The organism is Gilliamella sp. App2-1, assembly GCF_001690255.1.
Classification (GTDB): domain Bacteria; phylum Pseudomonadota; class Gammaproteobacteria; order Enterobacterales; family Orbaceae; genus Gilliamella; species Gilliamella apicola_G.
The window spans coordinates 84,910-111,073 of record NZ_LZGR01000043.1 but is presented as its reverse complement, the minus strand read 5'-3'; the positions used below and the strand labels follow the sequence as shown (position 1 = coordinate 111,073).

Genomic DNA, 26,164 nt, shown 5'->3' with positions numbered 1-26,164 from the left:
ATTCATGAAAAATATTTTATCGATTCAGTCACATGTTGTATTTGGTCATGCAGGAAATAGTGCTGCTGTATTTCCTATGCGTCGATTAGGGGTAAATGTTTGGCCTTTAAACACCGTACAATTTTCTAATCATACTCAATATCGTCAATGGACTGGAACGATAATGTCTGCATCTCATTTAACCGAGATTGCTGATGGAATTAATGAAATTGATGAATTGAAGCGTTGTGATGCGGTATTAAGTGGATATATGGGATCACCAGAGCAAGGCAATGCCATTATAGAGATTGTAAAAAAAGTAAAAGCAGTTAACCCTAATGCGATTTATCTTTGCGATCCTGTAATGGGTCATCCAGAAAAAGGTTGCTTTGTTGCATCAGGCGTATCAGAGTTTTTATGTAATACAGCATTGCCAATGGCAGATATGATAGCACCAAATATTTTGGAGCTTGAAGAGCTAAATGGTAAACAGCGTATTCATAACGTTGATGAAGCCATTTTAGTTTGTCGAGAGTTGTGTAAAAAAGGACCTAAAGCCATCTTGGTTAAACATTTAAGCCGTGCTGGGTATAAAAATGATCGTTTTGAAATGTTACTTGTGACTAAAGATGATGCATGGCATATTGATCGCCCATTAGTTGATTTCGGTGTAAGACAGCCGGTTGGTGTTGGCGATATGACAAGCGGACTATTTTTAGCGAATATTTTACTTGGAAAATCATTGGTTGAAGCCTTAGAACATACTACCTCAGCGGTGTATGCGGTTATGCTTGAAACCTTAAAACAAGATGAATATGAATTACAATTAGTTGCAGCCCAAAATGAAATCGAAAAACCAACACAATGGTTTAATGCAAAAAGAATTGATTAATTATAAAAATATGTAAAAATGGAATTAGCTAACAGTTAGTATTAAATTTATGAGGGGATAATGGACGATATTTCATTAGGAGTGATGCTCGCTGATTTACGAGAACAAATGGGATTAACTCAAGATGATATTGCCAATAAAATACATGTGCGAAAGGCAGTGATTGTAGATATCGAAAATGACCAGTTGCCTTATTCCCCTCCTGTTTTCATAAAAGGTTATATTCGTTCTTATGCTGAAATTGTCGGTTTGTCAGTTGAACAGTATCAACCTTATCTCGATGAATTAATTAAACAATATAAGACTCAACAAAAGAAAATCCAAACGCAAATGTTTATAACGAAAAAACAAGGAAAGGCTCCTTTTATCTTTATCGGTATATTTATTCTGCTTTGTGCGTGTGGTATCAGTTTATATTATGTTAATAAAGATAATAAAAGTAATCTTATTGAAGTAAGTCATTATATTTCTCCATCTCCCTCTAAGCATGTTAATAGTTAGCAAATTTTCTTATTCTCATACAGACATTTGTCTTAAATCTTGTTAAGATTGCTGGCTAGTTATTTTGTAATATGGTTAAACATGTATGAGTCATCAAGATTCACCAATATTTAGACGAGAATCTACCCGAATTTATGTCGGCAATGTTCCTATTGGTGACGGTGCGCCAATAGCAGTTCAATCAATGACAAATACTCGTACCACTGATGTAGAAAAAACGGTAGCTCAAATTCAAGCGCTTGAACGTGTTGGTGTAGATATTGTACGTGTTTCCATTCCTACGATGGATGCAGCCGAAGCGTTTAAATTTATTAAACAGGCAACAAAAGTTCCGCTCATTGCTGATATTCATTTTGATTATCGTATAGCTTTAAAAGTTGCAGAATATGGCGTTGATTGTTTAAGAATTAATCCCGGTAATATAGGTAATGAGTCAAGAATTCGTGCCGTTGTCGATTGTGCGAAAGATAAAAACATCCCAATACGTATTGGGGTGAATTCGGGATCGCTTGAAAAAGATATTCAAGAAAAATATGGCGAGCCCACTCCAAAAGCGATTGTTGAATCAGCAATGCGTCATGTTGATATACTTGACAGGCTTAATTTTGATCAGTTTAAAGTTAGTGTAAAAGCATCTGATGTGTTTACTGCAGTTGACGCTTATCGATTGTTAGCTAAACAAATTAAGCAGCCATTACACTTGGGTATAACTGAGGCAGGCGGTGTTCGTAGCGGTGCGATTAAATCGGCTATTGGATTAGGATTATTGCTATCAGAAGGGATTGGCGATACACTCCGAGTATCCCTAGCTGCTGATCCTACAGAAGAAGTTAAAGTTGGTTTTGATATCTTAAAATCGCTGCGTATACGGTCTCGTGGTATTAATTTTATTGCGTGTCCAACCTGTTCGCGCCAAGAGTTTGATGTGATTAATACAGTCAATGCATTAGAGCAGCGATTAGAAGATATTATTACACCAATGGATGTGTCAATTATTGGTTGTGTGGTTAACGGTCCGGGCGAAGCGTTAGCTTCAACCATGGGGGTTGCTGGCGGTCATAATAAAAGTGGTTTTTATGAAGATGGTGTGCGTATTGGCCGTATTGATAATGAACAAATGATTGATGAATTAGAAGCTAAAATTCGTGCGAAAGCATTAATATTGAAAAACCGAATTGCAGCAACTGAATTATAATTTGATTAGATAGCGAATAAATAAATGACAGAGAAAAAGATTCAATCTATACGAGGGATGAACGATTTACTCCCAACAGATAGTGCAAGTTGGCAACATATTGAAAAAATCGTTAAAGGTGTATTGAACAGTTATGGCTATAACGAAATTAGAACACCCATTGTTGAAGATACTGCGTTATTTAAGCGGGCTGTCGGTGAAGTGACCGATATTGTTGAAAAAGAGATGTACACATTCAATGACCGTAATGATGAAAGTATTACCTTACGTCCAGAGATTACCGCAGGTTGTGTTCGGGCTGGCATTGAACACGGCCTTTTTTATAATCAAGAACAACGCCTTTGGTATTTAGGACCGGCTTTTCGTTACGAAAAACCACAAAAAGGACGCTATCGTCAATTTCATCAATTTGGGGTTGAAGTATTTGGCCTTGAAGGGCCCAATATTGACGCTGAACTTATTTTATTAACGGCTCGTTTTTGGAAAGCTTTGGGTATTGAACAGCATACCTCTCTTGAGCTTAATTCAATTGGTTCTCTTGAGGCTAGAGCCAATTATCGAAATGCGTTAGTTGCCTTTCTTGAACAACATAAAGATAAATTGGATGAAGACTGTTTACGTAGAATGTATACTAATCCATTGCGTGTACTTGATTCAAAGAATCCAGTTGTGCAAGAGTTACTCAACCAAGCGCCAAAATTGTTTGATTATTTAGATGAAGAGTCCAAAGCCCACTTTGAAGGCTTGTGTCGATTATTGGATAATGCCGGAATAAAATATAATATTAATCAAAGATTAGTTCGTGGATTAGATTATTATAATCGTACAGTTTTTGAATGGGTAACTAGCAGTTTAGGTGCACAAGGCACTGTTTGTGGTGGTGGTCGTTATAATGGTCTTGTGAGCCAACTTGGTGGGCAACCAACACCAGCAGTGGGTTTTGCAATGGGTGTTGAACGTTTAGTGTTATTAGTTCAAGCGGTTAATCCATCATTCAATCACGATAATTCGATTGATATTTATATGATCTCATCTGGTGATGAAAAGACAATTGCAGCTGCACAAGATGTTGCAGAGCAATTGCGCGATGGCTTACCTGATTGGCGAATTATGACAAATTATGGTAGTAGTAATTTTAAGAAACAATTTACCAAGGCAGATAAATTAGGTGCTAAAATAGCTGTTATTATTGGTGAAAATGAATTAGCTAATCAGTCAGTAATGATTAAAAATTTACAAACAGGCGAACAAGTAGAAGTTGCACAAAAAGACGCTGTTCAAACTTGCTTGTCGATTAAGTAAAAGAAATAGGAGAAAAACGTGAGTCATCAGTTATCGAGTGAAGAACAACTTGAAGATATAAAAGGCTTTTTTGCTAATACTTGGAAAATTATGGTTGCGGTTCTTGTAATCGGATTATTGGCCTTTTATGGCTGGCGTTATTGGCAATCATATAAGGCTGAAAAAGCGATTGAATCATCAGATAAGTATGAACAGTTAATTGCTCAATTAGATGATAATCAACCAGATTCTGTTAATGAATTAGTCTCTTTTGCTAAAGACAACGATACTATTTATAGTGTGTTTGCTAATTTGCGTGCTGCAAAATTTTATATTGAAGTATTAAAAGATTATCCTGGTGCGCAAGCATTATTGGTTAATGCATTAAAGCAAACTGATTCAGAACCGGTTAAAGCGATTACCAATATTCGTATAGCGCGCTTACAGTATCAACAAGGGCTATATCAAGAAAGCTTAACATCGCTAGGCAATGTAACCAGTGAAAGTTGGGGTGCTGTCATTAACGATCTCCGTGGTGATGTGTTAGTAAAAATGACTCGCTATGCTGATGCAGTGGGTGCCTATAACGTTGCTTTAACTTTTTCTCCAACCAAAGATTTAGAAGAAAGCATTAAAATGAAGTTGAACCAAACTGAATATTTAAACGCAAAGCAACAAGCTGAACAAGAAGCTCAAGCAGCTAGAGAAAAGGCAGAGCAAGAAGCTCAGGCAAAAAAAGCTGCATCTGAAGAAAGTAAAAATTAATTTATCCTGTAATAAGGGGCTATACAATGAGGTTATCAAAATATCTTTTTACTGGTGTTTTTGTGTTTTCACTTGCTGGGTGCTCTTTATTCGGTGGGGAAGAAGAAATTGTACAAATTTCACCGTCACCAACAGTAAACAATAAATTCCCGATTCAACAAGTGTGGAAAAATAGTACTGCTGGTAATACTCATATTTATTCATTATTAGGTCCGATTAATTATGATAATGTTATTTACGTAGCAAGTCGTAGTGGTCAAGTTAAAGCAATTGATTTAGCAAGCGGTAATACTATATGGAATGTAAATTTATCTAAAAGTACGCTTTTTAGCACTAAGACTGCACTATTTTCTGGTGGCGTGAGTGTCGATGATAAATATGTGTACGTAGGTAGTGAGCGGGCTGTTGTGTATGCGTTAGATCGTCGCGATGGTAACGTGGTGTGGGAAAAAGTAGTAAAAGGTGAAGTGCTCGCACGCCCAGTACCTTCTGAAGACAAATTGATAATTCATACTGCAAATGGCATTCTTCAAGGTCTTAATCGTGATACAGGTGATTATTTGTGGGATGTTTCTTTCGACGTTCCCGCACTGTCGCTAAGAGGCAACTCTACACCGACTATCGCTCATGGTGCAGCTATTGTTGGCGATGATAATGGTCGAGTAAATGCTTACTTTATTAATGACGGCCAATTAATTTGGCAGCAACGTATTTCACAGCCATCAGGCTCTAATGAAATTGCAAAACTCAATGATGTTGATTCTACTCCCGTAGTTGAAGGCAATTTAGTTTATTCCTCTGGTTATAATGGTAGTTTAGTTGCACTTGATTTAAGTAATGGTCAGACTGTTTGGCGAAAAGAGCTTGGTTCTATTCATAACTTTGCGGTTGATACTAATCGGTTATTTGTTATTGACCAAAACGATAAGATTCAAGCTATTGATAAGAACGGTGGTGGTGAACTGTGGAGTCAATCAAACTTTATACATCGCCAGTTAACTGATCCGGTCATCTACCAGAATTATATTGTGTTTGGTGATTTTGAAGGTTACCTATATTGGCTAAATGCTGAAAATGGTGAACTTGCAGCTAAAACACAAGTGAGCAGTAGTGGATTAATATCTAAACCATTAGTTGTGGACAATAAATTAATCGTTCAAGTCAAAAATGGTGATATTTACGCTTTTACAATGAATTAAGTAATTTAGAGAAAAATCATGGTACCTGTTGTAGCACTTGTTGGTCGTCCAAATGTTGGAAAGTCGACTTTATTTAATCGGTTAACGCGAACCCGAGATGCCTTAGTGGCTGACTTTCCTGGATTAACTCGTGATCGCAAATATGGACGAGCAGAAATTAAGGGCCAAGAATATATCTTGATTGATACTGGCGGTATTGATGGAACAGAAGATGGGGTTGAAAGCTTTATGGCTGAGCAATCCCTGCAAGCCATAGAAGAAGCGGATATTGTTCTTTTCTTGGTTGATGCCAGAGCCGGCGCCATGCCTGCCGATCATGCTATTGCTAAGCATTTACGCTCTCGTCAAAAAGCCACTTTTTTAGTGGCTAATAAAGTTGATGGTATTGATGCGGATACTGCAATTTCTGATTTTTATGGCTTAGGATTGGGCGAAATTCATCCAATCGCAGCTAGCCATGGTCGAGGCGTGAGCTCGTTAATTGAAACGGTATTAGATCCTATTTTTCAGTTTGATAATAACGAAGAAAGTGATTTTGAGAATAAAGAACAAGTTGAGAACTTAACTGAATCTTGCGATGATTTTGTCGATGAAACAGAATCTCTTATTAATCAACCCATCAAAGTGGCTATTGTGGGGCGACCAAATGTAGGTAAGTCAACACTAACTAATCGAATTTTAGGTGAGGAACGAGTCGTTGTATATGATATGCCAGGCACTACGCGTGATAGCATCTATATACCAATGACACGCGATGAACGTGAGTATATCTTGATTGATACTGCGGGTGTACGTAAACGTGGCAAAGTCACCGAAACTGTTGAAAAATTTTCTGTCATTAAAACCTTACAAGCCATTGAAGATGCTAATGTTGCCATTTTAGTTATAGATGCCCGTGAAGGTATATCCGATCAAGACTTATCATTACTGGGTTTTATTATTAATAGTGGGCGCTCACTTGTTATAGCTGTTAATAAATGGGATGGCTTGTCACAAGATATCAAAGAGCAAGTGAAAACAACACTAGATGATAGATTAGATTTTATTGATTTTGCTCGTGTTCACTTTATTTCTGCTTTGCATGGTAGTGGAGTTGGTAACTTATTTGATTCAATACAAGAAGCATATGATTGCGCAACGCGCCGTGTCAACACCGCCTTATTGACTAAGATTATGCAAATGGCACAAGACGATCATCAGCCACCTTTGGTGCGAGGACGCCGCGTTAAATTAAAATATGCGCACGCGGGTGGCTACAATCCACCAATTGTTGTGATTCACGGTAATCAAGTAGAAGATCTACCTGATTCTTATAAACGCTATTTAATGAACTATTTTAGACGCTCACTAAAAATTATGGGCTCACCAATTCGAATTCAGTTTAAAGAAGGAGCAAACCCATTTGAAGGGAGAAAAAATAGTTTAACCGCATCACAGCAACGCAAACGTCGTCGATTGATGAAACATGTTAGAGGTCGAAAATAATTTATGTCTCAAAAAAAGCGGGGTGATGGTGGACAAGAAGGTCTTTGCCCAAAGTGTCATCATAAAATGAGTGTTGTTTCGCCTCAACATTTTAATTGTCTTCATTGCAAGCAACATTATTTTGAACAATATATTTGCCCAACTTGTCTGCAAAAAGCGCAGATGATTAAGGGTTGCGGGTCGGTGAACTATATTTGCCCAACTGATGGTTTAATCTCCAGCAGTAAGGTGATATTTCATTATTTACCAGAATAGAAGATATTATCTATATTAAAGCCATAAGAGGTTATTTTATGCGAGTTATTTTATTAGGCGCACCAGGAGCAGGAAAGGGAACCCAAGCACAATTTATTATGCAAAAATATGAAATTCCCCAAATTTCAACTGGTGATATGTTGCGTGCAGCAGTAAAAGCAGGTACAGCGCTTGGTTTGCAAGCAAAAGAATTAATGGATGCAGGTAAATTGGTTACTGATGAACTTGTTATTGCATTAGTGAAAGAGCGTATTGCGCAAAGCGATTGTGCTAATGGCTTTTTATTAGATGGTTTTCCTCGAACTGTTCCTCAGGCTGATGCTATGAAAGCGGCCGGTATTAAAGTTGATTATGTGCTTGAATTCGATGTACCAGACGCTGTCATTATTGATCGTATGAGTGGGCGCCGTATTCATGCTGCTTCAGGTCGTGTTTATCATGTTCGTCATAATCCACCGAAAGTTGAAAATGTGGATGATGTGACTGGGGAGCCCCTCACTATTCGCAAAGATGATAATGAAGAAATCGTTCGTAAACGTCTTGTTGAATATCATGATTTGACTAAACCACTCATTAATTATTATCAACATGAAGCAAAAGAAGGACACACACAGTATTTCCGTGTTGATGGAACACAGCCTGTAGCTGAAGTAACAAAAGAATTAGCTAAAATTTTAGGATAATTTATTCTTTATCAGAAGCGCAATTTCTTGCGCTTTTTTTATTTCCAACAGATTAATCTCGCCCTCATACAGCAATGAACTAAAAACAGAGCCATTATAAACATGACCTAAAAAATTCTCAGAAAAGTCACTGATTTTATTATATTTTTTAAGTAGATTTTTGTTCTAACCAAGGACAGATTCTTTACCTAAAAATTATTCAGGTAGCGTATTGATTTTATTTTATTTTTTAAGATAGAGAGCCTTAACCATAACAGCAAGACCCTATTTTTCGCAATACGTAAAATGCTATAAGACCATTCTTACAATATCGATTTCGCCTAATTCTTTATAAAGATTTTCGACCTGCTCAATATGCGTGGCATTAATGGTAATTGATACAGAATGATAATTACCTTTACTACTTGGTTTGATTGATGGTGTATAATCACCAGGTGCATGGCGTTGAATAACTGATACCACTTTGTCTACAAGCTCAGGTTTTGCTTCTCCCATTACTTTATAAGTAAAAGAACATGGGAACTCTAATAACTCATTTAATTTTGTTTTTTGCATAATTTTATTTTTCTCATTTAATAGGTTCAATGTATTGGTATCAAGAATGATTACTATATATAGGCTGTTTATCACTCTTCAAGTAATGCACAATAAACATCGCTTTTTAAAGTATATATTTTGAGCTATGATAAGAAAATTCTAACATAGTGAAATGAGCGTTTTTTACTATTTTTACCAATAAGGCTAAAACAATATGTCATCTAACTCCAAAAATAAAGAACCTTTTGGCACATTATTAGGTTATGCACCGGGTGGGGTTGCTATTTATTCATCTGATTATGAAACTTTAGAACCAAAGCAATATCCTAATGATGCATCATTTCGTAGCTATTCTGGTTATGAATATATGGGATATAAATGGCAATGCGTTGAATTTGCAAGGCGATTTTTATTTTTAAACTATGGCATTGTCTTTACCGATGTTGGAATGGCGCATGAAATTTTTTCACTGCGATTTCTGAGGAAAGTGGTTAACGAAGCGATTTTACCTTTGCAAGCGTTTGCTAACGGAAGCAAAAAAATGCCTCAAGCCGGCGCATTACTTGTTTGGGATGACGCTGGATTTTTTGACCGTACAGGACATGTAGCAATCATTACAGAAGTATTTAAAGATAAAGTACGGATAGCTGAACAAAATGTAATACATACACGTTTACCTATTGGACAGCATTGGACACGTGAACTTAAAATGACAGTGACTAATGACGGTTATCAATTACATGACACGTTTGATGATACGAAAATCTTAGGTTGGATGATTCAAACTGAAAAAACTGAATATAGTTTACCCCAACCTAAAATTTCTAAGTCGTTACTTGAAATCCATAGTGCTCATATTGAAAATCAAGGTCAATTTGCTAAAAAATGGCTAGATGAATCAGATCCATTAGAAAGTGCATATGTAGCAGCGACAGGTCATGCAATAAGCCACGATGATCACTACCGCTACTTCACTATTTCTGAAAGTGCCGAACAAGAACTCATCCGTGCAACCAATGAATTACATTTAATGTATTTGCATGCTACCGACAAGGTATTAATGGATGATAATTTATTACTTAATTTTAATATTCCAGAAATATTATGGCCAAGATTAAGGCTTTCGTGGCAGCAACGCCGTTATCAAATGATTACAGGGCGATTAGATTTTTGTATGGATGAGCGTGGCTTTAAAGTCTATGAATATAATGCTGATTCGGCTTCTTGCCATACTGAAGCTGGCCACATTTTACAAAAATGGGCAATTCAAGCTGGACTAAATATTGGTACTAATCCTAGCAGTGGCTTACTCAATTCTTTAGCTAACTGTTGGATGCATAGTGACGCTCAACCTTTTGTTCATATTATGCAAGATAATGATAGTGAGGAAAATTACCATGCGTTATTTATGCAAACAGCACTTACTCAGGCGGGATTTAGTAGCAAAATTTTACGAGGACTTACTGGACTAAAATGGGATAAACGGGGACGACTTGTAGATGATGAAGACCGCCAAGTCACTTGTGTTTGGAAAACATGGGCATGGGAAACCGTGCTCGATCAACTTCGTGAAGAAAGCGAAGCACAAATTGCGGGGTTACCAATTCGTACGTGGCATCCTGATAATTCGGTAAGATTAATCGATGTGCTTTTACGACCTGAGGTATCTGTTTTTGAACCTTTATGGACTGTTATTCCAAGTAATAAAGCTATCTTGCCTGTATTATGGTCTTTATTTCCAAATCACCGTTATTTATTAGAATCAACTTTCGAGCTCACTGACAGCCTAATTAAAAAAGGGTATGCGATTAAACCTATAGCTGGGCGCCGTGGCAGTGATATTCAGTTAGTGAGTAATAAAGATCAGATCCTTGATAAAACAGTAGGGCGATTTGCTAAACAAGAAAACATTTACCAAGAACTATGGTGCTTACCAAAAGTCGAAGATCGTTATCTACAGTTATGTACTTTTACTGTTGGTGGACATTATGGTGGAACTTGTTTACGTTCCGATCCTTCTTTAGTTATCAAAGGTGAAAGCGATATGCAACCATTACGTGTATTGACGGATGATGTGTTTTTAAAATAATTTTGTAAAAAAGTTTTAGGAAAGTAGATGTTTTAGTATAAAACTAGCACACATTATTAGTGTAATAGTTAATTTAATAACTTGTATAAACCTAATATTGATTGCTATCTAAGGTTTATGCAAGTGGTGCTATTTATAACACCACTTATCACAAAAATGATTAAAAACTCATGATATCCATATCAATTACAATAATAGCGTTTTCTGTTAAACTTATTTTTGTTGCGTAAAAGTGCTGAGAAATAAAATAATAGAAAGGAACATATGGCAAATACATTACTTCGAAGCGGTGATATCAAAGATTTTAAAATACTGGGGCATGATGGTAAAGCTGCTTATTTAGTTGCAGCTCAAATCCGTGAAATGTTTAGAGTTAAATTAGGCAAACAATATGCCGATTATTTAGCTATTCCGCAACGCAATGATCACGGTAATATTATCGATTGGTATATTCCTTTTGATTCAAATCAGCCTGATGGGCAATATGATATTGTCCCTTGGACTTCAGCTAGTGAATCTGAGCAACAGTCAGCGCTGGTTTTACTGAAAGAGTTTGAACATAAAGTGATGAATTTCGGCAAACAACTCGCCAGTCATCCTAATTTAGAAGGCGATCAACTGCTTTTTAGCCGTCTTATTTATGATCCCAAAAATAATGTTGATAGTGCCGAACCTAATTTGATGGCAATACGTTTTCCAAGTAATCAATTTGTTTATATTGTTAACGGTAAACCGGTGATCACTTTCTGGGGATTTGTGTATCCGCACACCTCTCAGGCCAATTCTCCATTCTATAGTTTAGAAGCGCTAGAAAAAGTTGCACAAGCAGCAACGATTACTTCCGTGCAAACGCCTATCAATAATAGAGCATGGTGGAAGCGTTGGTGGATATGGTTGCTGGGATTATTACCGTTATTGTTGCTTTTATTAGCCTTGTTTTTGTTACGCGGTTGTTGGTTAAAACCTGAGATATCGATTAATCCGAATGTATCTTTAGATAATAGCAATATTAATCAACCTGAAAAAGATGACAAACAGGATAAAAAAGCCACAGAACCAGAATTAAAAACTGAGCCAAGAGATGTGGTTGTTGATAATCGGTTGGGTGTCACGGGTAACGCCATACCAAATGGTACCATTTTAGACAATACAACTAGTACTCCGACTAATCCCGATGTAGCAAGTGATTCGGTTGATTATTCTGTAGCACCAAATAATGCAAATGAGGGGAATAATACTTCAAATCCAGATGCGCAAGATAATAAAAATGATCAAGTGACTCCGCCTGATATAGGTAAAACAGATGATAAAGATGAAAAATCAATGCCTAACGATCTTGATAAAAAAGATAATAAAGCGAATTCTAACGCTGCGGTTGATCAAACAAATAATTTAGCTTTACCAGCAGATGCAATCAAGCAAGGATCCACAAAATTCTTAGATGGCCAATGGTCTGCCAATGGCGGTATTCAAGATAAAGCCACAGGAAAACCGTTGCAATTAAGTTATAACTTTAAAGATGGTAATGGCGAAGTCACTATAACGCGTAGCGACGGTGTGAAATGTACGGGTAATGTTGGCACTGATATTAAAAATACTAATCTAGGTATAGCAGGTAATACAGAGGCTGTTTGTAGTGATAACACCAAATATCAATTACCCAAAATTCAATGCACACCAGGCAAAGATAATAAAGCCAATTGCCAAGGAATTTATAATAACGGGACTTCATTCCCGATAACGATGAAAAAACAATAAAGGTTGTATATGCTTCCAGAATTACGCAATTATGGTCAAGAAGTGACACTAATTATGAATAGTGGCATTCAGTTTCTTGATTTTGCACTTAAAATCGATTGGAAAGATAATCAATGGCGCAGTAAAGTTAATGGGGCTTTTATTGACCCATCAGAAAGTGGCGCACTCATCAAGTTGATTGAAGATGTGGAAAGTGGTCAATTTTTTACACCTGATAATTCAACATTTGCTGTCAAACCAACACAAGAAATTAGTGTTGATCAGTCGTTAAAATTATACGATGGTATTTGGTTACCTGTGCCTGTTTTGCGTTCAATACCGCCAGAGCGCTTTGACCAAGGACCGCATAATTGGAGCCGAGTTCGAATTGTTAGTATTCCTGAAGGTGAAGACCCTGATGGCAATACACATCGAATTACGTTTGCTTTTGATACAAAAGTATTTGCTAACTTACAAGATGTGGCTTACCTTGCTCCAACCGAAAATGATGTGAAGACTGGCGCAGTCTTTAGTTTAGCACATCGTTCAGATCAGGTTTCATGGTATTTGGAGCTTAAATGGATAACCAGTTGGTTAATTGATCTCTTTCAAGAGCTGGCACCACAATCTGAGCGGTTAAAGATGCATAAAGATGATCTTAATCAAGAAATTAAAAACAAATCTTATTATGGGCACTACCTAAATATCATCCATTTACTTGCCGATTCATTGCAATTACCAGCAATTAAAATTGTGTCAAACAATAAAGATGATGTGGTGAAATCAATTCCTGTCGATATGATTTTAGATGTGGGTAATTCACGCACTTGTGGGATTCTAATTGAAGATCATGCTCAAGATAAAGATAGTTTAAATCATCGTTATGAGCTTGAAATCCGTGATTTAACTCAGCCTGAGCATATCTATAATGAACCGTTTGAAAGTCGAGTAGAATTTGCCCAAACTTTTTTTGGTAAGGAACATTTTTCTTTGCAAAGTGGACGACGCGATACTTTTCGTTGGCCAAGTATTGTCCGTGTAGGTCAAGAAGCAAGCCGACTTGCCAGTCGGCGTGAAGGCAATGAAGGTGCAACGGGGCTTTCAAGCCCAAAACGTTATTTATGGGATCAAGATAAATATGAACAAGGGTGGCGTTTTAACTCTCATTATGTAAAAAGTGATCATGAACCATTTGCAACAGCAGAACCTTTTTCTAGTTTAATTAATGAATATGGAGAAGCGTTGCATATTCTTAGCAATGATATTCAAGACGAGTATGATCGCAAAATGCCGGTTTTCCACCCAAAATACTCTCGCAGTTCTTTGATGACGTTTATGTTATGTGAAGTATTAATGCATGCATTAATGCAAATGAATAGTGTCGCTCAGCGTAATAAACTAGAGCATGCGAAAACACCACGTAATTTGCGTTCAATCATTTTAACGATTCCGCCAGCCATGCCAAAACCCGAACAAGCAATATTTAAAAGTTGCGTATATCAAGCCATCGGTTTGGTTTGGAAAAGCCTTGGTTGGGATAGTTCAGATGACAATATTGATTTTAATAATCCTGAACAAATAAAAAGTGTTTGGCCAAATATTCCTGAAGTTTATATCCAATGGGATGAAGCGACTTGTGGCCAAGTTGTGTATCTTTTTAACGAAACACAAAATAATTATAATGGTCGTAGTGAAGAATTTATTGCTTCAATGGTTCGCCCAACTAAAGCTAATAAACAAAAACTCACCATTGCAACAGTTGATATTGGTGGTGGCACAACGGATTTAGTGATTAACGATTATCAATTGGACTACGGCGTTAGCGGGCAAGCCAATAGTAGTAATGCCTATATTGTACCAACGCAGCGTTTTCGTGATGGATTCAAAGTGGCTGGCGATGATATTTTACTCGACATCATTCAAGACACCGTTTTAACGGCTTTAACAAATGGCTTAAAACAAGCTGGAATTGTTGATCCTAATCCTATTTTGTCCACAGTTATTGGCTCACAACAACTATCAGTTCAAGATGCGGTATTGCGCCAGCAACTTACCTTACAGCTATTTACACCAGTTGGATTAAAAATATTAAAAGCATACGAACTTTATGACCCATTACACGCAGAGCAACATGTCTATTGTTCTACTTTCGGTGAATTATTACAACACAATATGATGACTGATAACGTGCTTAATTTTATTAATGAACCGATTAAGCGCGCATTAAATAATCCTGATTTTTCAGTACTTGACTTAAGTATTGAGATTAATCTTAAACGTATTCATTATTTGTTTATTCGCGGCGATTATTACAATATTTGTAAAACTTTTGATGCGTTATCCGAAATTATTAGTTGTTATCAGTGTGATGTTCTTTTGTTAACTGGTCGTCCTTCGCGTTTACCCGGTATCCAAAGTTATTTTCGATCACGCTTATCCATGCCTGCTGGTCGAATTTTGCCTTTGCATGGTTATTATACTGGTGGTTGGTATCCTTTCCATAAACAAGAACGAATTGATGATCCTAAAACAACGGCCGCCGTGGGGGCGATGTTGTGCTTTTTAAGCAAGAATTTACGATTACCTAATTTCTATTTTAGATCCTCTAATATAGATTTATATTCAACCGTTAAGTACATTGGACTTTTAGATAATCTTAATATGATTAAAAAAGAAAATGTCTATTATCAAGATATTGATCTGGATAATCCTGATTATGATTTTCCTCATCTCTCATTTGAAATACGAGGGACCACAAGACTTGGTTTTAGGCAACTTGAAGTTGACCGTTGGCCAGCATCGCCTATCTATATTTTAACGATTGAAAGCAGTGAAGTGGCTAAGCGATTGAGCGCTGAAGGCGTCGTGCTAGAAGTGACTTTAGGCATAAAAAATAAACAAAAAATGGTCGAGAATTTTTATATTAAAGAGGTAAAAGCCTCAGATGGTCGAGCCTGTAATAAAAATCAGGATATTAAACTCAGTTTAAACACCATGGTTAATTCGGGGTTAATAAGTACGCAATATTGGCTTGATAGTGGAATGATAAAACGATGAAAAACTTAAACGAACAACTGCCTAAATCTTGGGATCAGGTCTATCAAGCATCTGCAAAGGCTATTGAGTGGGTGAATCAAACACGCCATTCATCTAAACGTTTAAATAGCGAAGCGGATAACTTAATTTTGGATTTGCGTCGGTTACGTAACAGCGCAAAACGATTGGGAGATGTATCAACGAAATCTGTTGCAGTTGGTTTTTTTGGATTATCACAGGCCGGTAAATCCTATTTAATTTCAGCACTTGCAGCTGGTGAGAATGGTAAGCTTGAAACGGTTGTCGATAATGAAGTGTTAGATTTTATTGACCATGTTAATCCCGTGGGTAGTGGCAAAGAGGCGACGGGGCTTGTTACTCGCTTTAGCCGGATTGCCAAAGGTGGCATACCTAACTATCCGTTAGAATTAAAATTGTTTAAAGAGATCGAAATTGTCAAAATTTTGATAAATGCTTATTTTAAAGATTTTGATCAGCAAAAAGTATCTAATAAAATCGAGTTTGCACCGTTAAATCAGACAATTCAACGTTTGGAAAATCAGAAACAAACGAATTATGTCGGTGGTGTTAGCGAGGATGATATTGTTGATCTTTACGATTATTTATCTGAAAACTTTGGTAACTCGCTTGAAGAATTAAAAGGCGGATATTGGGAAAAAGTAACGCACCTGATTCCTTATTTATCAATAGTAGAGCGTGGCGAGCTGTTTTCTGTCTTATGGGGTGGAATTACTGAACTGACGATAATTTATACTCAATTGGCGACAACATTATCAAGTTTACACCATGCTGAAACTGTGTATGCGCCGCTTTCAGTATTAGTGAAAGAGAATAATGGCACCAAGTCACAAATTGACAGTATTATGAATGTCGATATTCTTGAGCGATTAAATACCGACAAAGATTCATCGATTACTATAACGCCGTTAAATAGTGAACCAACATCAATATCTTTAGCGCAATTGGCTTTTTTAACCGCCGAATTAATTTTCCCATTAGTCAATAAAACCAGAGTGCCAACTTTTGAAAATGTGGATTTACTTGATTTTCCTGGATATCGAGGGCGTTTAAATTTGATATCGATTTCAGATGTGAAAGAAGGCAACCCTATTGCTCAGCTTTTATTACGTGGTAAAGTTGCTTATCTTTTTGAAAAATATACTGATAGTCAAGAAATGAACGTGCTAGTTGTTTGCACTCCGTCAGATAAACAATCTGATGTTAATGATGTTGGTCCAGTACTTGAACGTTGGATCGATAAAACCCAAGGTGAAACAGCTGAAAAAAGAGCGACGAAAAAAGCCGGATTATTATGGGCAATTACCATGTTTGATAAACGCATTGGTACCTCATTAACTTTATCAGAAGACAATCTTAAAAATAGCTGGGGTAAAGGTGGGTTACTTCAGCAAACTATTTTAGAACGCTTTGGTAGTTACGATTGGTTAAGCAACTGGTCTAATGATCATCAATTTAATAATGTCTTTCTTGTGCGCAAACCAGGATTTGATGTACCGTTTTTAAATGTCGAGCCGAACACTTACCAAGAGCAATCTTATAATGAAAATTATCAAGATAAAATGAATGCATTAAGAAATACATTTGTGCAAAATAGTGATATCAAACAGTATGTGTTCCAGCCAGAAGAAGCATGGGATGCCATGTTAAAACTCAATGATGGTGGTATAGGGCGAATTAGCCAATACTTAGAACAAGTTGCTATTACTGAAGTCAAACAGCAACGAATTGTTGAACAACTTAATGAAAAAATTGAATATATTATTAATATGCGTTTTGATACTTGGTACCAAGCGGACAATGATGAAGAACTAGCCAAGAAAAAACAAATTATTGCTGATGTTGTTAAAGAGTTACAGAGCAAAGCACTATTATTAGGTGAGCTACTTAAAGCGTTTGAATTGCCAGATCAAACTATTAGAGCGCTTTATCATTCCAATACTGTCGAAAATGAAACGCAGCAAGCAGGTAATGATAATGTGTTAGATAATTTATCTAATGATTTTGGTTTAACTGCTAATTTTGAACTATTTTCTGATGTGAGTTCATCACCAACCACCAAACAAGTCGCTATATTATCGAATGAATCTAAGTTTGCAAAAACGGTTTTCTCGGCATGGTTAGAGCATTTAAGAAATCTTGTGCTAGATAAGCATATCTTGCAGTTTTTCGGTATCAATCAAAAATCGCTCTCTTTTATGGTAGAAGAATTGATTACTGCTGCAAATCGAATGAAACTTGAAGCAAGTTTAAGCGAACGCATTTTGAATAATGAAAACACAGGTAGTAAACGTGATGATCTAGAGTCTAGACAAGTCAGCACTATTCATACCTTACTGGCAGACTTTATTGCTTGGCTGGGTTTTATTCAAGGGCAAACAAGTGATATACCAATGAGCAAAGTTAATCAGGGGAAACCAATATTTTCTTCACCACTCAGCGAATTTAATGTGCAATCATCGCATTTATTACCAAAACTGGACGATAACACGAAAAATTACTCTCAGTATGCAATATTTGATTGGTTTATTGCCTTTGCTATGCTTGCGCAAGAAAATGTAGGGCATCATGCAGGACGCGAAATTAGCCAAGAACAAAATAGCCGATTGGGCGAAATTCTTGCTTTTTTTAAGCAATCGCGGATTAATTAAAATTAAATAACAAAATATTGAATAAATAACAAAGTATAGTAGGAAAGTCTTTTTGAGTGAAAAGAGCTTTCCCAATTAATAGCTCAGATAAACAATACTCACCTATTTGAGTATAAAAATAGAGGATATCATGGCATTAAGAATTGAATTAGCTAGTTATAAACCCGGTATTGCGAAGTTTTTAGCTCAAAAATGGAGTGGTAGTTCTGACATTGATATGCTTATACAACGAAATCAAGATGGCTATTATTTATCCGGTTTAAATCAATGGAGCCCAGAAAAAAACTGGCACGCGGTTGAAAATATGTCTGTTGATAATGGACAATTAACTGGACAAATTGGTGAATGGCTGGTCGACTCTTTATTATCACAAGAAAGCCAGATTCGATTTCTTATACAAATTCGTGATAAGCAAAATGAGAATTATGTTGATGGGGGGGTTGTGAGTATTGCTGATTCGGTTCTTGCATCAACCGCATTAAACTTGCAAGCTGCACTACCGAATGACGAACAAACTATAGCGCAGCCGGATCCTGTTAGTGATTCTATTATTGAAGATCAAACACCATTAATTGAAGAATCTAGCCTTGGCGCTGAAAATGAAACGTTTGCCGAATCCATCGAACCAGAAATCATACCAGAAGAGCCAGTTAAATCGAGAAGTCGCCTAGGGTTAATTATGGCTATTATTATCGGTTGTATAGTGCTAATTGGACTTGGCATGGCTGCATGGTATTTTTTATTTTTCAAAAATCAATCACCACCAACACTACCCACTCCAGCAGTGCAAATTAGTGGTCAATGTAGTTTGAACAACGTCTCTACTGATGATTTAACTTTTATTCAACAATGTTTACAGACCAAGCCAGAGACAGATGCCATTATTCAGATCATTACTGAAGCTAAAAAAGCTGAAAAATGTAATATCGCTCAGCGGTTATATGCAAATCAGGCTCAAACTAACCCTAAAATTGCGATGTTATATGCAAAAGAGTATGACGAAAAATATTATGAAGCAAATAATTGTTTTAAAGCGGATAAAGAAACGGCTATTTATTGGTATGAAACGTCTTTGACTAATGATGCAAATAATACGTTCGTTAAAGATCGTTTAACTGAATTACAAAAATAGTGAGGAGCAAGAATGAATAAGCTAGCTATCTCGAAACGCATTTGCACACTAGGTCTAACATGCCTGCCTTTGATGGGATTTGCAACTGAGCCACTTAAACAGGCTGGAAAAACAACCTTATACCAACGTGTATTAAGTACCCCAACGTGTGAATTAAAAAACAATATTACCGATGCTACAGGCAAATCCTTGCCTGCATTTTCCCGTTATTATGTTTATGAACGCAAAAATGACAATAATCAAGAATGGCTTAGTGTTGGCCCTGATTCTTATGGAAAAACCATTGGTTGGATTAATAATTCATGTGCGATTGCTTGGAATATGCAAATGACATTGGTTTTTACAAATCCAGTTGATCGTGATCCTTTGCTCTTTTTTAAAGATAAGGCCGCATTAACGGCGATTATTGATGCAGACAAGCCTGAAGCTTTATTAAAACCTATTCGTGACGCATTAAAAGCCAATAAACCCGCATTAGAAGTGGTGGCTCAAGAACCTAAAGAGTTCGTTGATTTTAAAAGTAACTTCTATTTATTACCTATTTTACAAGGTGAAGAAGTGATGAATGGGCAAGGGTTTTATGAGCGAGTGTTAGAAGTTGCCTCAGTCAGTAAACAAGCATCATTGATAAAAAATAGCACAAAACCAACAACTACCCAGACGACTGATGATAGTGCTAACCAAGTAGCCCCTTTTAAAGCCGCCATCGTGTTTGTTATTGACTCGACTATTTCTATGGATCCTTATATTTCAAGAACTAAGGAGGCAGTAACGCGAGTTTATCAACATATTGAAAAAGAAAATTTACAAAATCAAGTTAAGTTTGGGTTGGTTTCATTTCGGTCAAGTTTAAAGGCCTCTGATAAGCTTGAATTTGTGAGTAAAATTTTTGCTGATCCCAATAAAGTTAAAGATAAAGAGGACTTTAAACAACTGAGCTCTTCGCTTAAACAAGCTTCCGTTTCTACCTCGTATTTTGCCGAAGATTCCTATGCAGGTGTCGCTCAAGCATTAAATGATATTAATTGGAATAGCTTTGGGGCGCGTTATATGATTTTGATAACCGATGCAAGTGCAATTCCTGGTGATGATAAGCTCTCTAGTACAGGCATGGATGCGGCGCAATTAAGACTTGAAGCTCAGCATAAAGGTGTTGCGATTTATGCATTACATTTAAAAACGCCAAGTGGTGCAAAAGATCATCAAATTGCGGCAGAACAATATTCGGACTTAACGTATAACGATTTTATTCATAAATCACTTTATTACCCAGTGAATGCAGGTGATGTGAATGAGTTTGGTCAAAAAGTTGATTTGCTAGCAAAAGCATTGTCTGAACAAGTTAAACTTGCTTATAAAGGTGAAGCTTCTATTGGTAATGCCATCAATGCAAAAGATGATAATTCAGACATGTTAAAAGATGCATTGCTACTAAGCAAGGCAATGCAACTGGCTTATTTGGGAGATGTTAAAGGCACTCAAGCACCGTCCGTTTTTAAAGCATGGATTGCCGATAAAGATTTTGTCAAACCGACTATTCCAACAGCAGAGCCACGTATATTATTAACAAAATCGCAACTAAGTGATTTGAGCGATGTGGTTAGCAAAATCGCTAATGCGGCTAATGATGGATTGATTTCTGCCGATGATATGTTCTCTCAACTTCGTTCTGTTGCGGCTGCAATGGGGCAAGATCCAAGTAAATTAAAATCTGATTCCGTCACAAAAATTGCTGACTTAGGTTTGCTGGGTGAATATTTAGATAATATCCCTTATAAAAGCGATGTCACTGGACTTGATCAAGATACATGGAAAAGTATGAGTGGGCTTGAACAAGAAAAATTTATTCGTAATTTAAACAGTAAAATTCGCTATTATCAAAAATGTAATGCGGATGTCGATCGTTGGATTTCATTAGCTGACGGCAGTGATCCTCGCGAAAATGTTTATCCTATACCATTAGAAATGTTGCCGTAAAATGTTAAATATTAAGCAATTATCGATTTCACGTTCCACAGGTAAAACCTTTTTTAGCGTTTGTCTACCGACGCTTACTGTCAAAGCGGGTGAAGTTGTGGTTATTCAAGGTGATAGTGGCGCAGGTAAAAGCACTTTACTTGAAATGGTGGGCATGATTTTAAAACCAGACCAAATTGATGGTTATAACTTAGTTGTCGATAATTGTGATATTGATATCGCAACGCTAATCAAGCAAGATAAAATCGATGAACTTGCTGATATTCGGGCGCAATATTTAGGTTTTATGCTGCAAACAGGTGGATTACTGCCATTTTTGACGATTCGTGACAACATTTTATTATCATTGAAGTTATTACAAAAAAAAGTGGATAATAGCCGGTTTGATTATCTAGTGCAAAAACTCAATATCGTTCATTTGCTCAATAAATATCCTAAACAGTTATCAATTGGTGAAAGGCAACGAGCTTCTTTTATTCGTTCGATTATTCATAAGCCAGCGTTGTTACTTGCCGATGAGCCGACTTCGGCATTGGATCCCTATAATGCGAATTTACTGTTTAATTTAATTATTGAACAAGCTCAGCAAGATAACATTGCTGCCATGATTGTCACACATGACTGGCAACGCATCGCTAACAAAGAATTATTGACTTTATCGGCTAAGTTAATCTCGGCACAATCATCAGAATTTTTACCGTTACAAGATAAGGCGTAAAAAATGACTAAAGCAATATCAAAATGGTTACTTGTTACTCGTTTATCGTTAGCGGACTTATGGTATGACAAAAAAGTATCATTTTGTATTATTGCCTCAGTAATATCAGTGATTACACCCTTGTTATTGTTATTTAGTTTAAAGTACGGTGTTGTTTCGCAGCTTCGAGAACAATTACTCAGTGATCCGCAAAATTTAGAAGTAAAAATTGTAGGGAATTTGCAACTTAAAGATGAAATGTTTGAGTGGATAAAACAGCAATCTGAAACAGCTTTTGTGATTCCACTCACACGTTCGTTAAATACGCAAGCTGATTTAATGAAAGATGCTAACCATTTCGTCAATAATGCCGACATTATTCCCACGGCTAAAGATGATCCAATAACAAAAAATTTGTCATTACCGAATAATAAAAAGCAAATTTTATTAAGTTCATTATCAGCCGAAAAAATGCAAGTCACGATGGGCAGTCACGTGAAAATGGTGATCACAAGGCAGCTTGATGGAAAACTTGAAAAAGGAATGACTGAATTAGAAGTAGTTGGCATTATTCCCGAAAATCGTTATAGCCGTGCAGCGGCTTTTGTCTCTTTAGATTTACTGATTGATATGGAAAACTATTATGATGGATATCAAAGTGATGTTTTTCTAACCTCAACGGGGCAATTCAATCCACCTAATCATACTGCGTTTGCGCGAGCCCGTATTTATGCGGACTCACTGGATAATGTCGCACCGTTAGCATATAAATTACGAGAAAAACATATCGAAACGCGTACCCAAGCTAATGCAATTGAAAACATACAAGCGATTGATCGAGTGCTTAATTTTATTTTTAGCGTTATTGCCATTACGGCAGTATTGGGATGTGTTTTATCGTTTACTGGTTCATTTTTATCGAATATTGAACGTAAACGTAAAGATATTGCTTTTATGCGATTACTTGGATTTCGTTCAAAAGGCATTATGCTTTATTTGATTAACCAAGCAATGATTTTGAGCTGTTTCGCTTTTATAATCTCTTGTGGGCTGTTTGCGGTAGGAAATTGTGCTTTTAATTTAGTTTTAGGTAAAAATTTGCTTTCACAATCCGTTGTGAGTCAATTACAATTTTATCATCTTATTATTGCATTTTTACTGACTTTATTTATTTCAGCGGGCATTGTGGTTATAGGAGGGCGACGTGCTATTCAAATTCAACCAGCAGAAAGCTTACGTGAAGCATAATTATACCCGATTAGCTTGTTGGGGATTGGCCACAATTAGCTTACTACCGGCATTAAGCTTTGCTGAACCTTGGGATAGTAAATTTTATAATCCCAAGCCGGCAAAAGATGATGTCATTTTACCGATGCCATGTGACGGTAGTTTAGTGATGAAAAAGGTATTTACCCCTACCAATAAACCGCTAGATGATGTCAAAGTCATTTTAGGGAGCAATCAAAAAGAGTTCGGTTTTGCCGAGTATGCCACACCCAATTATATTGCAGGTAGTTTTTCTGATTCAGATAAAGAACGCTATTATTTGATAGGTAAATATGAGATTACCACATTGCAATATCAATCCGTCATGAATGATACTTGCCCAACTCCTAAAGTGAATCTTGCCTTTCCTATCACGGATATTAGCTGGTTTGATGCTATTGCTTTTACAGATAAATATAATCGTTGGTTAATTGCAAACCAGTCAAAAATAAAATCAATGAGTTTACCGAATGGTTATGTCCGTTTACCCAATAATACGGAATGGGAATATGCTGCGCGTGGTGGTTCAAAAGTGACAGAATCGGAATTTCGAGAATCACGATTCCCTATGACTAAAAATCTCGAAAGTTATGCGTGGTTTTCTGGTGCCAAGTCTGCTAATGGTAAATTGCAACTGATTGGCAGGCTAGATCCTAATCCTCTAGATCTGTATGATATTTTAGGTAATGCGAGCGAAATGATGTTTGATTCGTTTAGAATGAATAAACTTGATCGCTACCATGGTCAACAAGGTGGAATGATTGTGCGTGGGGGTAGCTATTTAACACCTGAATCTTCAACTACCAGTGCTTTTCGTATTGAAAAGCCTTTCTATGATGATAAAAGTGCTTATAAAAGTAAAGATGTTGGATTTCGCTTAGTTTATACAACTGAAGTGATGAATTCGAATAACAATATAAAAGAACTAGACAAAGAATGGAGTCAATTAGGTAGTGAGACGGACAGCGCAAAAAATGGTAATGTTGTCAGCGAGCTTGAAAAAATTACTAAACAAGTTGAAGATGAAAAAACAAAAAAAGAATTAAATCAACTCAATGCACTTTTACGTAGCGCTAATCAAGCGCGCGATGAGCAACGAGATCGTTCTATTCAATCAGCTTTACAATTAGGTGCATTTTTGTGTGCTAATGTTTCAGATTTGAACGGCAAGTTTGAGTATAATGACCATTTATACAAGACAATGATCAATGAGGTTTGTGATCTAAAAGAAACAGATGTTGTAGCCGATGACAATATGTGCTCAAAAATGAAGCTAGATAATTTAAAACAAGTTGTTGATGAATCTAAAAGTGCTCGAGACTTTATATTGAAATATTATTCTGACACGATTGTTAATACGGCGTCAAATTACGAGAAAAATACGATTAATGATCAAGTTAAATCAACGCAATTTATTTTAGAAAATAGCGGCAAAGCGAATATGAGCGATTATTTAAAACTCTATTTCGAACATATTAATCAATATATTGAATCGGGGAAGATCGAGCGAACAGCTTGGCTAAAAACGTGTAATGAGATAAAAGGAAAAAAATGATGAATAAAATTATAGTAACACTTACTATATGCTTATCGCTTATTTTAACAGGGTGTCAAGGTTCTGGAGGGGTAAGTTCTAGAAATGTCGATCCTGCATTAACAAAAAGTAATACGGCTAAATTTTTTAGCAAATCAGCATGGCAATCTTGTGCTGTCGGTGCTGGTTTAGGCGGTATTGGCTGTATGTTGGCAGGTGGGAAAACAGGGGTATGTCTTGCATCTGCTGCGGTTGGTTGTGGTGTGCTGATGGGTGCTAACTATTATCTTGATAGTAAACGTGCAGAATATGCTGATACCGAAATGCGTCTTGATGTTTATATTCAAGATATTCAAAAAAACACCTACGAAGTACAGGCTGTAACTCAAACAGCAAAAGCGGTATTAGATAAGAATTTAGCAACACTTAAAGTATTAAATAATCAAATTAAAAATGATACATTAAATAAAAAACAAGCTCAAAAAGATTTGAATCAAATTGATGCGAATATTGCTTATTTGACAGATAAATTACAACGTATGAAACAAGTTGAAAATGATTGGATTTTAATATCATCTCAAGAACGACAGTCAGGTGTGAATGTATCAAAACTTGATCAACAAATAAGCCAATTGCATAAACAAATTGCAGTACTTGGAAATCAAATTAATTTTGTTACACAACAACGTTCAGCGGTTAAGGTTAGCTAATTATGAAAAAAAAATATCTTTTATTACTCAGCCCATTTATTTTTTTAGCCGGTTGTTCAACTACGCCTGAGCAGTGCGATCCAACTAATACCAACATTGGAATTATGGATAAAATTAGCTGTAATTATTCAGGGAATTATCAGGCTCGAATTGATCACAAAAAACAAATTCTAGAAGATGAAGTAAGAGCTAATCAGCAGTTTAAAGAGATTTATGCCACTATCGAGAAGCAAAAAAACGCCACCGCGTTAAGCATTAAACAAAAAAAGGCACAGCAGCAAAAGTTGAAAACGGATTTAACTAAACTAACCAATGAAGTAAAACAAAAAGCCAAAGGACGTGACGACCTACAGGCTCAAGTGAAAGATATTGAACAGCAACTGAATAAAGTGAACAATTCAAATAGTTCTGAACTTGAAAAACAAGTTGAGTTAGATAAGTTAAATAGAAAACTTCAACAATTGCAAAAAGCATTAAACATATAAATATATTTCTTACTTAATCGATGTTTAAATAACAACAGC

Annotated in this window: 21 protein-coding genes; 20 read left to right on the top strand and 1 reads right to left on the bottom strand. The window is 36.4% G+C overall.

The features are described from left to right. The first annotated feature begins 4 nt into the window (after positions 1-4). The 9 genes from pdxY (at position 5) to adk (ending at position 8,235) form a co-directional block, all read left to right on the top strand. Positions 5-871 carry a pyridoxal kinase PdxY gene (pdxY, locus tag A9G22_RS05635; RefSeq protein WP_065586651.1) on the top strand — a complete coding sequence of 289 codons (867 nt, stop codon included), beginning with the start codon at positions 5-7 and terminating at the stop codon, positions 869-871. A gap of 60 nt (positions 872-931) precedes the next feature. Continuing rightward, entirely contained in the window at positions 932-1,372 is a 441-nt protein-coding gene (locus A9G22_RS05630; protein WP_065586650.1) for a helix-turn-helix domain-containing protein, read from the top strand. Between the two features lie 85 nt (positions 1,373-1,457). Further along, complete coding sequence (gene ispG / locus A9G22_RS05625; protein ID WP_065586649.1) at positions 1,458-2,567, top strand: flavodoxin-dependent (E)-4-hydroxy-3-methylbut-2-enyl-diphosphate synthase; 1,110 nt, start codon at positions 1,458-1,460, stop codon at positions 2,565-2,567. A gap of 24 nt (positions 2,568-2,591) precedes the next feature. Next, complete coding sequence (hisS, locus tag A9G22_RS05620) at positions 2,592-3,869, top strand: histidine--tRNA ligase (protein ID WP_065586648.1); 1,278 nt, start codon at positions 2,592-2,594, stop codon at positions 3,867-3,869. 18 nt (positions 3,870-3,887) lie between these two features. Next, positions 3,888-4,613 carry a YfgM family protein gene (locus tag A9G22_RS05615; protein WP_065586647.1) on the top strand — a complete coding sequence of 242 codons (726 nt, stop codon included), beginning with the start codon at positions 3,888-3,890 and terminating at the stop codon, positions 4,611-4,613. Positions 4,614-4,639: 26 nt separating this feature from the next. Continuing rightward, a complete protein-coding gene (bamB, locus tag A9G22_RS05610; protein WP_075508502.1) occupies positions 4,640-5,812 on the top strand; it encodes an outer membrane protein assembly factor BamB in 1,173 nt (390 codons plus the stop codon). Positions 5,813-5,830: 18 nt separating this feature from the next. Beyond that, positions 5,831-7,297 carry a ribosome biogenesis GTPase Der gene (gene der, locus A9G22_RS05605; RefSeq protein WP_075508501.1) on the top strand — a complete coding sequence of 489 codons (1,467 nt, stop codon included), beginning with the start codon at positions 5,831-5,833 and terminating at the stop codon, positions 7,295-7,297. A 3-nt stretch (positions 7,298-7,300) separates the two neighbouring features. After that, positions 7,301-7,552 carry a YfgJ family double zinc ribbon protein gene (locus A9G22_RS11820; protein WP_082264511.1) on the top strand — a complete coding sequence of 84 codons (252 nt, stop codon included), beginning with the start codon at positions 7,301-7,303 and terminating at the stop codon, positions 7,550-7,552. Between the two features lie 38 nt (positions 7,553-7,590). After that, positions 7,591-8,235, top strand: a complete 645-nt coding sequence (adk, locus tag A9G22_RS05600) for an adenylate kinase (RefSeq protein ID WP_075508500.1) — start codon at positions 7,591-7,593, stop codon at positions 8,233-8,235. A 288-nt stretch (positions 8,236-8,523) separates the two neighbouring features. Here the strand turns inward: adk and ybeD are convergent, their stop codons facing one another. Further along, on the bottom strand, positions 8,524-8,790 hold the full coding sequence (gene ybeD, locus A9G22_RS05595) for a DUF493 family protein YbeD (protein ID WP_065586643.1): 267 nt from the start codon (positions 8,788-8,790) through the stop codon (positions 8,524-8,526). Positions 8,791-8,986: 196 nt separating this feature from the next. Here ybeD and gss point away from each other — a divergent pair, with 196 nt between their 5' ends. The 11 genes from gss (at position 8,987) to A9G22_RS05540 (ending at position 26,125) form a co-directional block, all read left to right on the top strand. Then, entirely contained in the window at positions 8,987-10,861 is a 1,875-nt protein-coding gene (gene gss / locus A9G22_RS05590) for a bifunctional glutathionylspermidine amidase/synthase (RefSeq protein ID WP_075508499.1), read from the top strand. 264 nt (positions 10,862-11,125) lie between these two features. After that, positions 11,126-12,619, top strand: a complete 1,494-nt coding sequence (locus A9G22_RS05585) for an SrfA family protein (RefSeq protein ID WP_065586641.1) — start codon at positions 11,126-11,128, stop codon at positions 12,617-12,619. Positions 12,620-12,628: 9 nt separating this feature from the next. After that, complete coding sequence (locus A9G22_RS05580; RefSeq protein WP_075508498.1) at positions 12,629-15,655, top strand: virulence factor SrfB; 3,027 nt, start codon at positions 12,629-12,631, stop codon at positions 15,653-15,655. Continuing rightward, positions 15,652-18,324 carry a putative virulence factor gene (locus tag A9G22_RS05575; protein WP_075508497.1) on the top strand — a complete coding sequence of 891 codons (2,673 nt, stop codon included), beginning with the start codon at positions 15,652-15,654 and terminating at the stop codon, positions 18,322-18,324. Before A9G22_RS05580 ends, A9G22_RS05575 begins: the two co-directional genes overlap by 4 nt. Before the next feature lie 130 nt (positions 18,325-18,454). After that, on the top strand, positions 18,455-19,456 hold the full coding sequence (locus tag A9G22_RS05570; protein ID WP_065586638.1) for a hypothetical protein: 1,002 nt from the start codon (positions 18,455-18,457) through the stop codon (positions 19,454-19,456). A 12-nt stretch (positions 19,457-19,468) separates the two neighbouring features. Beyond that, positions 19,469-21,433, top strand: a complete 1,965-nt coding sequence (locus A9G22_RS05565) for a vWA domain-containing protein (protein ID WP_075508496.1) — start codon at positions 19,469-19,471, stop codon at positions 21,431-21,433. A 1-nt stretch (position 21,434) separates the two neighbouring features. Further along, positions 21,435-22,151 carry an ABC transporter ATP-binding protein gene (locus A9G22_RS05560; protein WP_075508495.1) on the top strand — a complete coding sequence of 239 codons (717 nt, stop codon included), beginning with the start codon at positions 21,435-21,437 and terminating at the stop codon, positions 22,149-22,151. 3 nt (positions 22,152-22,154) lie between these two features. Beyond that, positions 22,155-23,378 carry an ABC transporter permease gene (locus A9G22_RS05555; RefSeq protein ID WP_075508494.1) on the top strand — a complete coding sequence of 408 codons (1,224 nt, stop codon included), beginning with the start codon at positions 22,155-22,157 and terminating at the stop codon, positions 23,376-23,378. Further along, positions 23,335-24,951, top strand: coding sequence for an SUMF1/EgtB/PvdO family nonheme iron enzyme (locus A9G22_RS05550; RefSeq protein WP_176700236.1), 1,617 nt, complete (start codon positions 23,335-23,337; stop codon positions 24,949-24,951). Before A9G22_RS05555 ends, A9G22_RS05550 begins: the two co-directional genes overlap by 44 nt. Beyond that, a complete protein-coding gene (locus A9G22_RS05545) occupies positions 24,951-25,640 on the top strand; it encodes a hypothetical protein (RefSeq protein ID WP_075508493.1) in 690 nt (229 codons plus the stop codon). Before A9G22_RS05550 ends, A9G22_RS05545 begins: the two co-directional genes overlap by 1 nt. A gap of 2 nt (positions 25,641-25,642) precedes the next feature. After that, positions 25,643-26,125 (top strand): hypothetical protein, encoded by a 483-nt coding sequence (locus tag A9G22_RS05540; protein WP_065586633.1) that lies wholly within the window; start codon positions 25,643-25,645, stop codon positions 26,123-26,125. The last annotated feature ends 39 nt before the right edge of the window (positions 26,126-26,164 follow it).

Coding starts and splice junctions, on each gene's coding strand:
- pdxY (WP_065586651.1), top strand. CDS start 5: ATGAAAAATATTTTATCGATTCAGTCACATGTTGTATTTGGTCATGCA.
- A9G22_RS05630 (WP_065586650.1), top strand. CDS start 932: ATGGACGATATTTCATTAGGAGTGATGCTCGCTGATTTACGAGAACAA.
- ispG (WP_065586649.1), top strand. CDS start 1,458: ATGAGTCATCAAGATTCACCAATATTTAGACGAGAATCTACCCGAATT.
- hisS (WP_065586648.1), top strand. CDS start 2,592: ATGACAGAGAAAAAGATTCAATCTATACGAGGGATGAACGATTTACTC.
- bamB (WP_075508502.1), top strand. CDS start 4,640: ATGAGGTTATCAAAATATCTTTTTACTGGTGTTTTTGTGTTTTCACTT.
- der (WP_075508501.1), top strand. CDS start 5,831: ATGGTACCTGTTGTAGCACTTGTTGGTCGTCCAAATGTTGGAAAGTCG.
- A9G22_RS11820 (WP_082264511.1), top strand. CDS start 7,301: ATGTCTCAAAAAAAGCGGGGTGATGGTGGACAAGAAGGTCTTTGCCCA.
- adk (WP_075508500.1), top strand. CDS start 7,591: ATGCGAGTTATTTTATTAGGCGCACCAGGAGCAGGAAAGGGAACCCAA.
- ybeD (WP_065586643.1), bottom strand. CDS start 8,790: ATGCAAAAAACAAAATTAAATGAGTTATTAGAGTTCCCATGTTCTTTT.
- gss (WP_075508499.1), top strand. CDS start 8,987: ATGTCATCTAACTCCAAAAATAAAGAACCTTTTGGCACATTATTAGGT.
- A9G22_RS05585 (WP_065586641.1), top strand. CDS start 11,126: ATGGCAAATACATTACTTCGAAGCGGTGATATCAAAGATTTTAAAATA.
- A9G22_RS05580 (WP_075508498.1), top strand. CDS start 12,629: ATGCTTCCAGAATTACGCAATTATGGTCAAGAAGTGACACTAATTATG.
- A9G22_RS05575 (WP_075508497.1), top strand. CDS start 15,652: ATGAAAAACTTAAACGAACAACTGCCTAAATCTTGGGATCAGGTCTAT.
- A9G22_RS05570 (WP_065586638.1), top strand. CDS start 18,455: ATGGCATTAAGAATTGAATTAGCTAGTTATAAACCCGGTATTGCGAAG.
- A9G22_RS05565 (WP_075508496.1), top strand. CDS start 19,469: ATGAATAAGCTAGCTATCTCGAAACGCATTTGCACACTAGGTCTAACA.
- A9G22_RS05560 (WP_075508495.1), top strand. CDS start 21,435: ATGTTAAATATTAAGCAATTATCGATTTCACGTTCCACAGGTAAAACC.
- A9G22_RS05555 (WP_075508494.1), top strand. CDS start 22,155: ATGACTAAAGCAATATCAAAATGGTTACTTGTTACTCGTTTATCGTTA.
- A9G22_RS05545 (WP_075508493.1), top strand. CDS start 24,951: ATGAATAAAATTATAGTAACACTTACTATATGCTTATCGCTTATTTTA.
- A9G22_RS05540 (WP_065586633.1), top strand. CDS start 25,643: ATGAAAAAAAAATATCTTTTATTACTCAGCCCATTTATTTTTTTAGCC.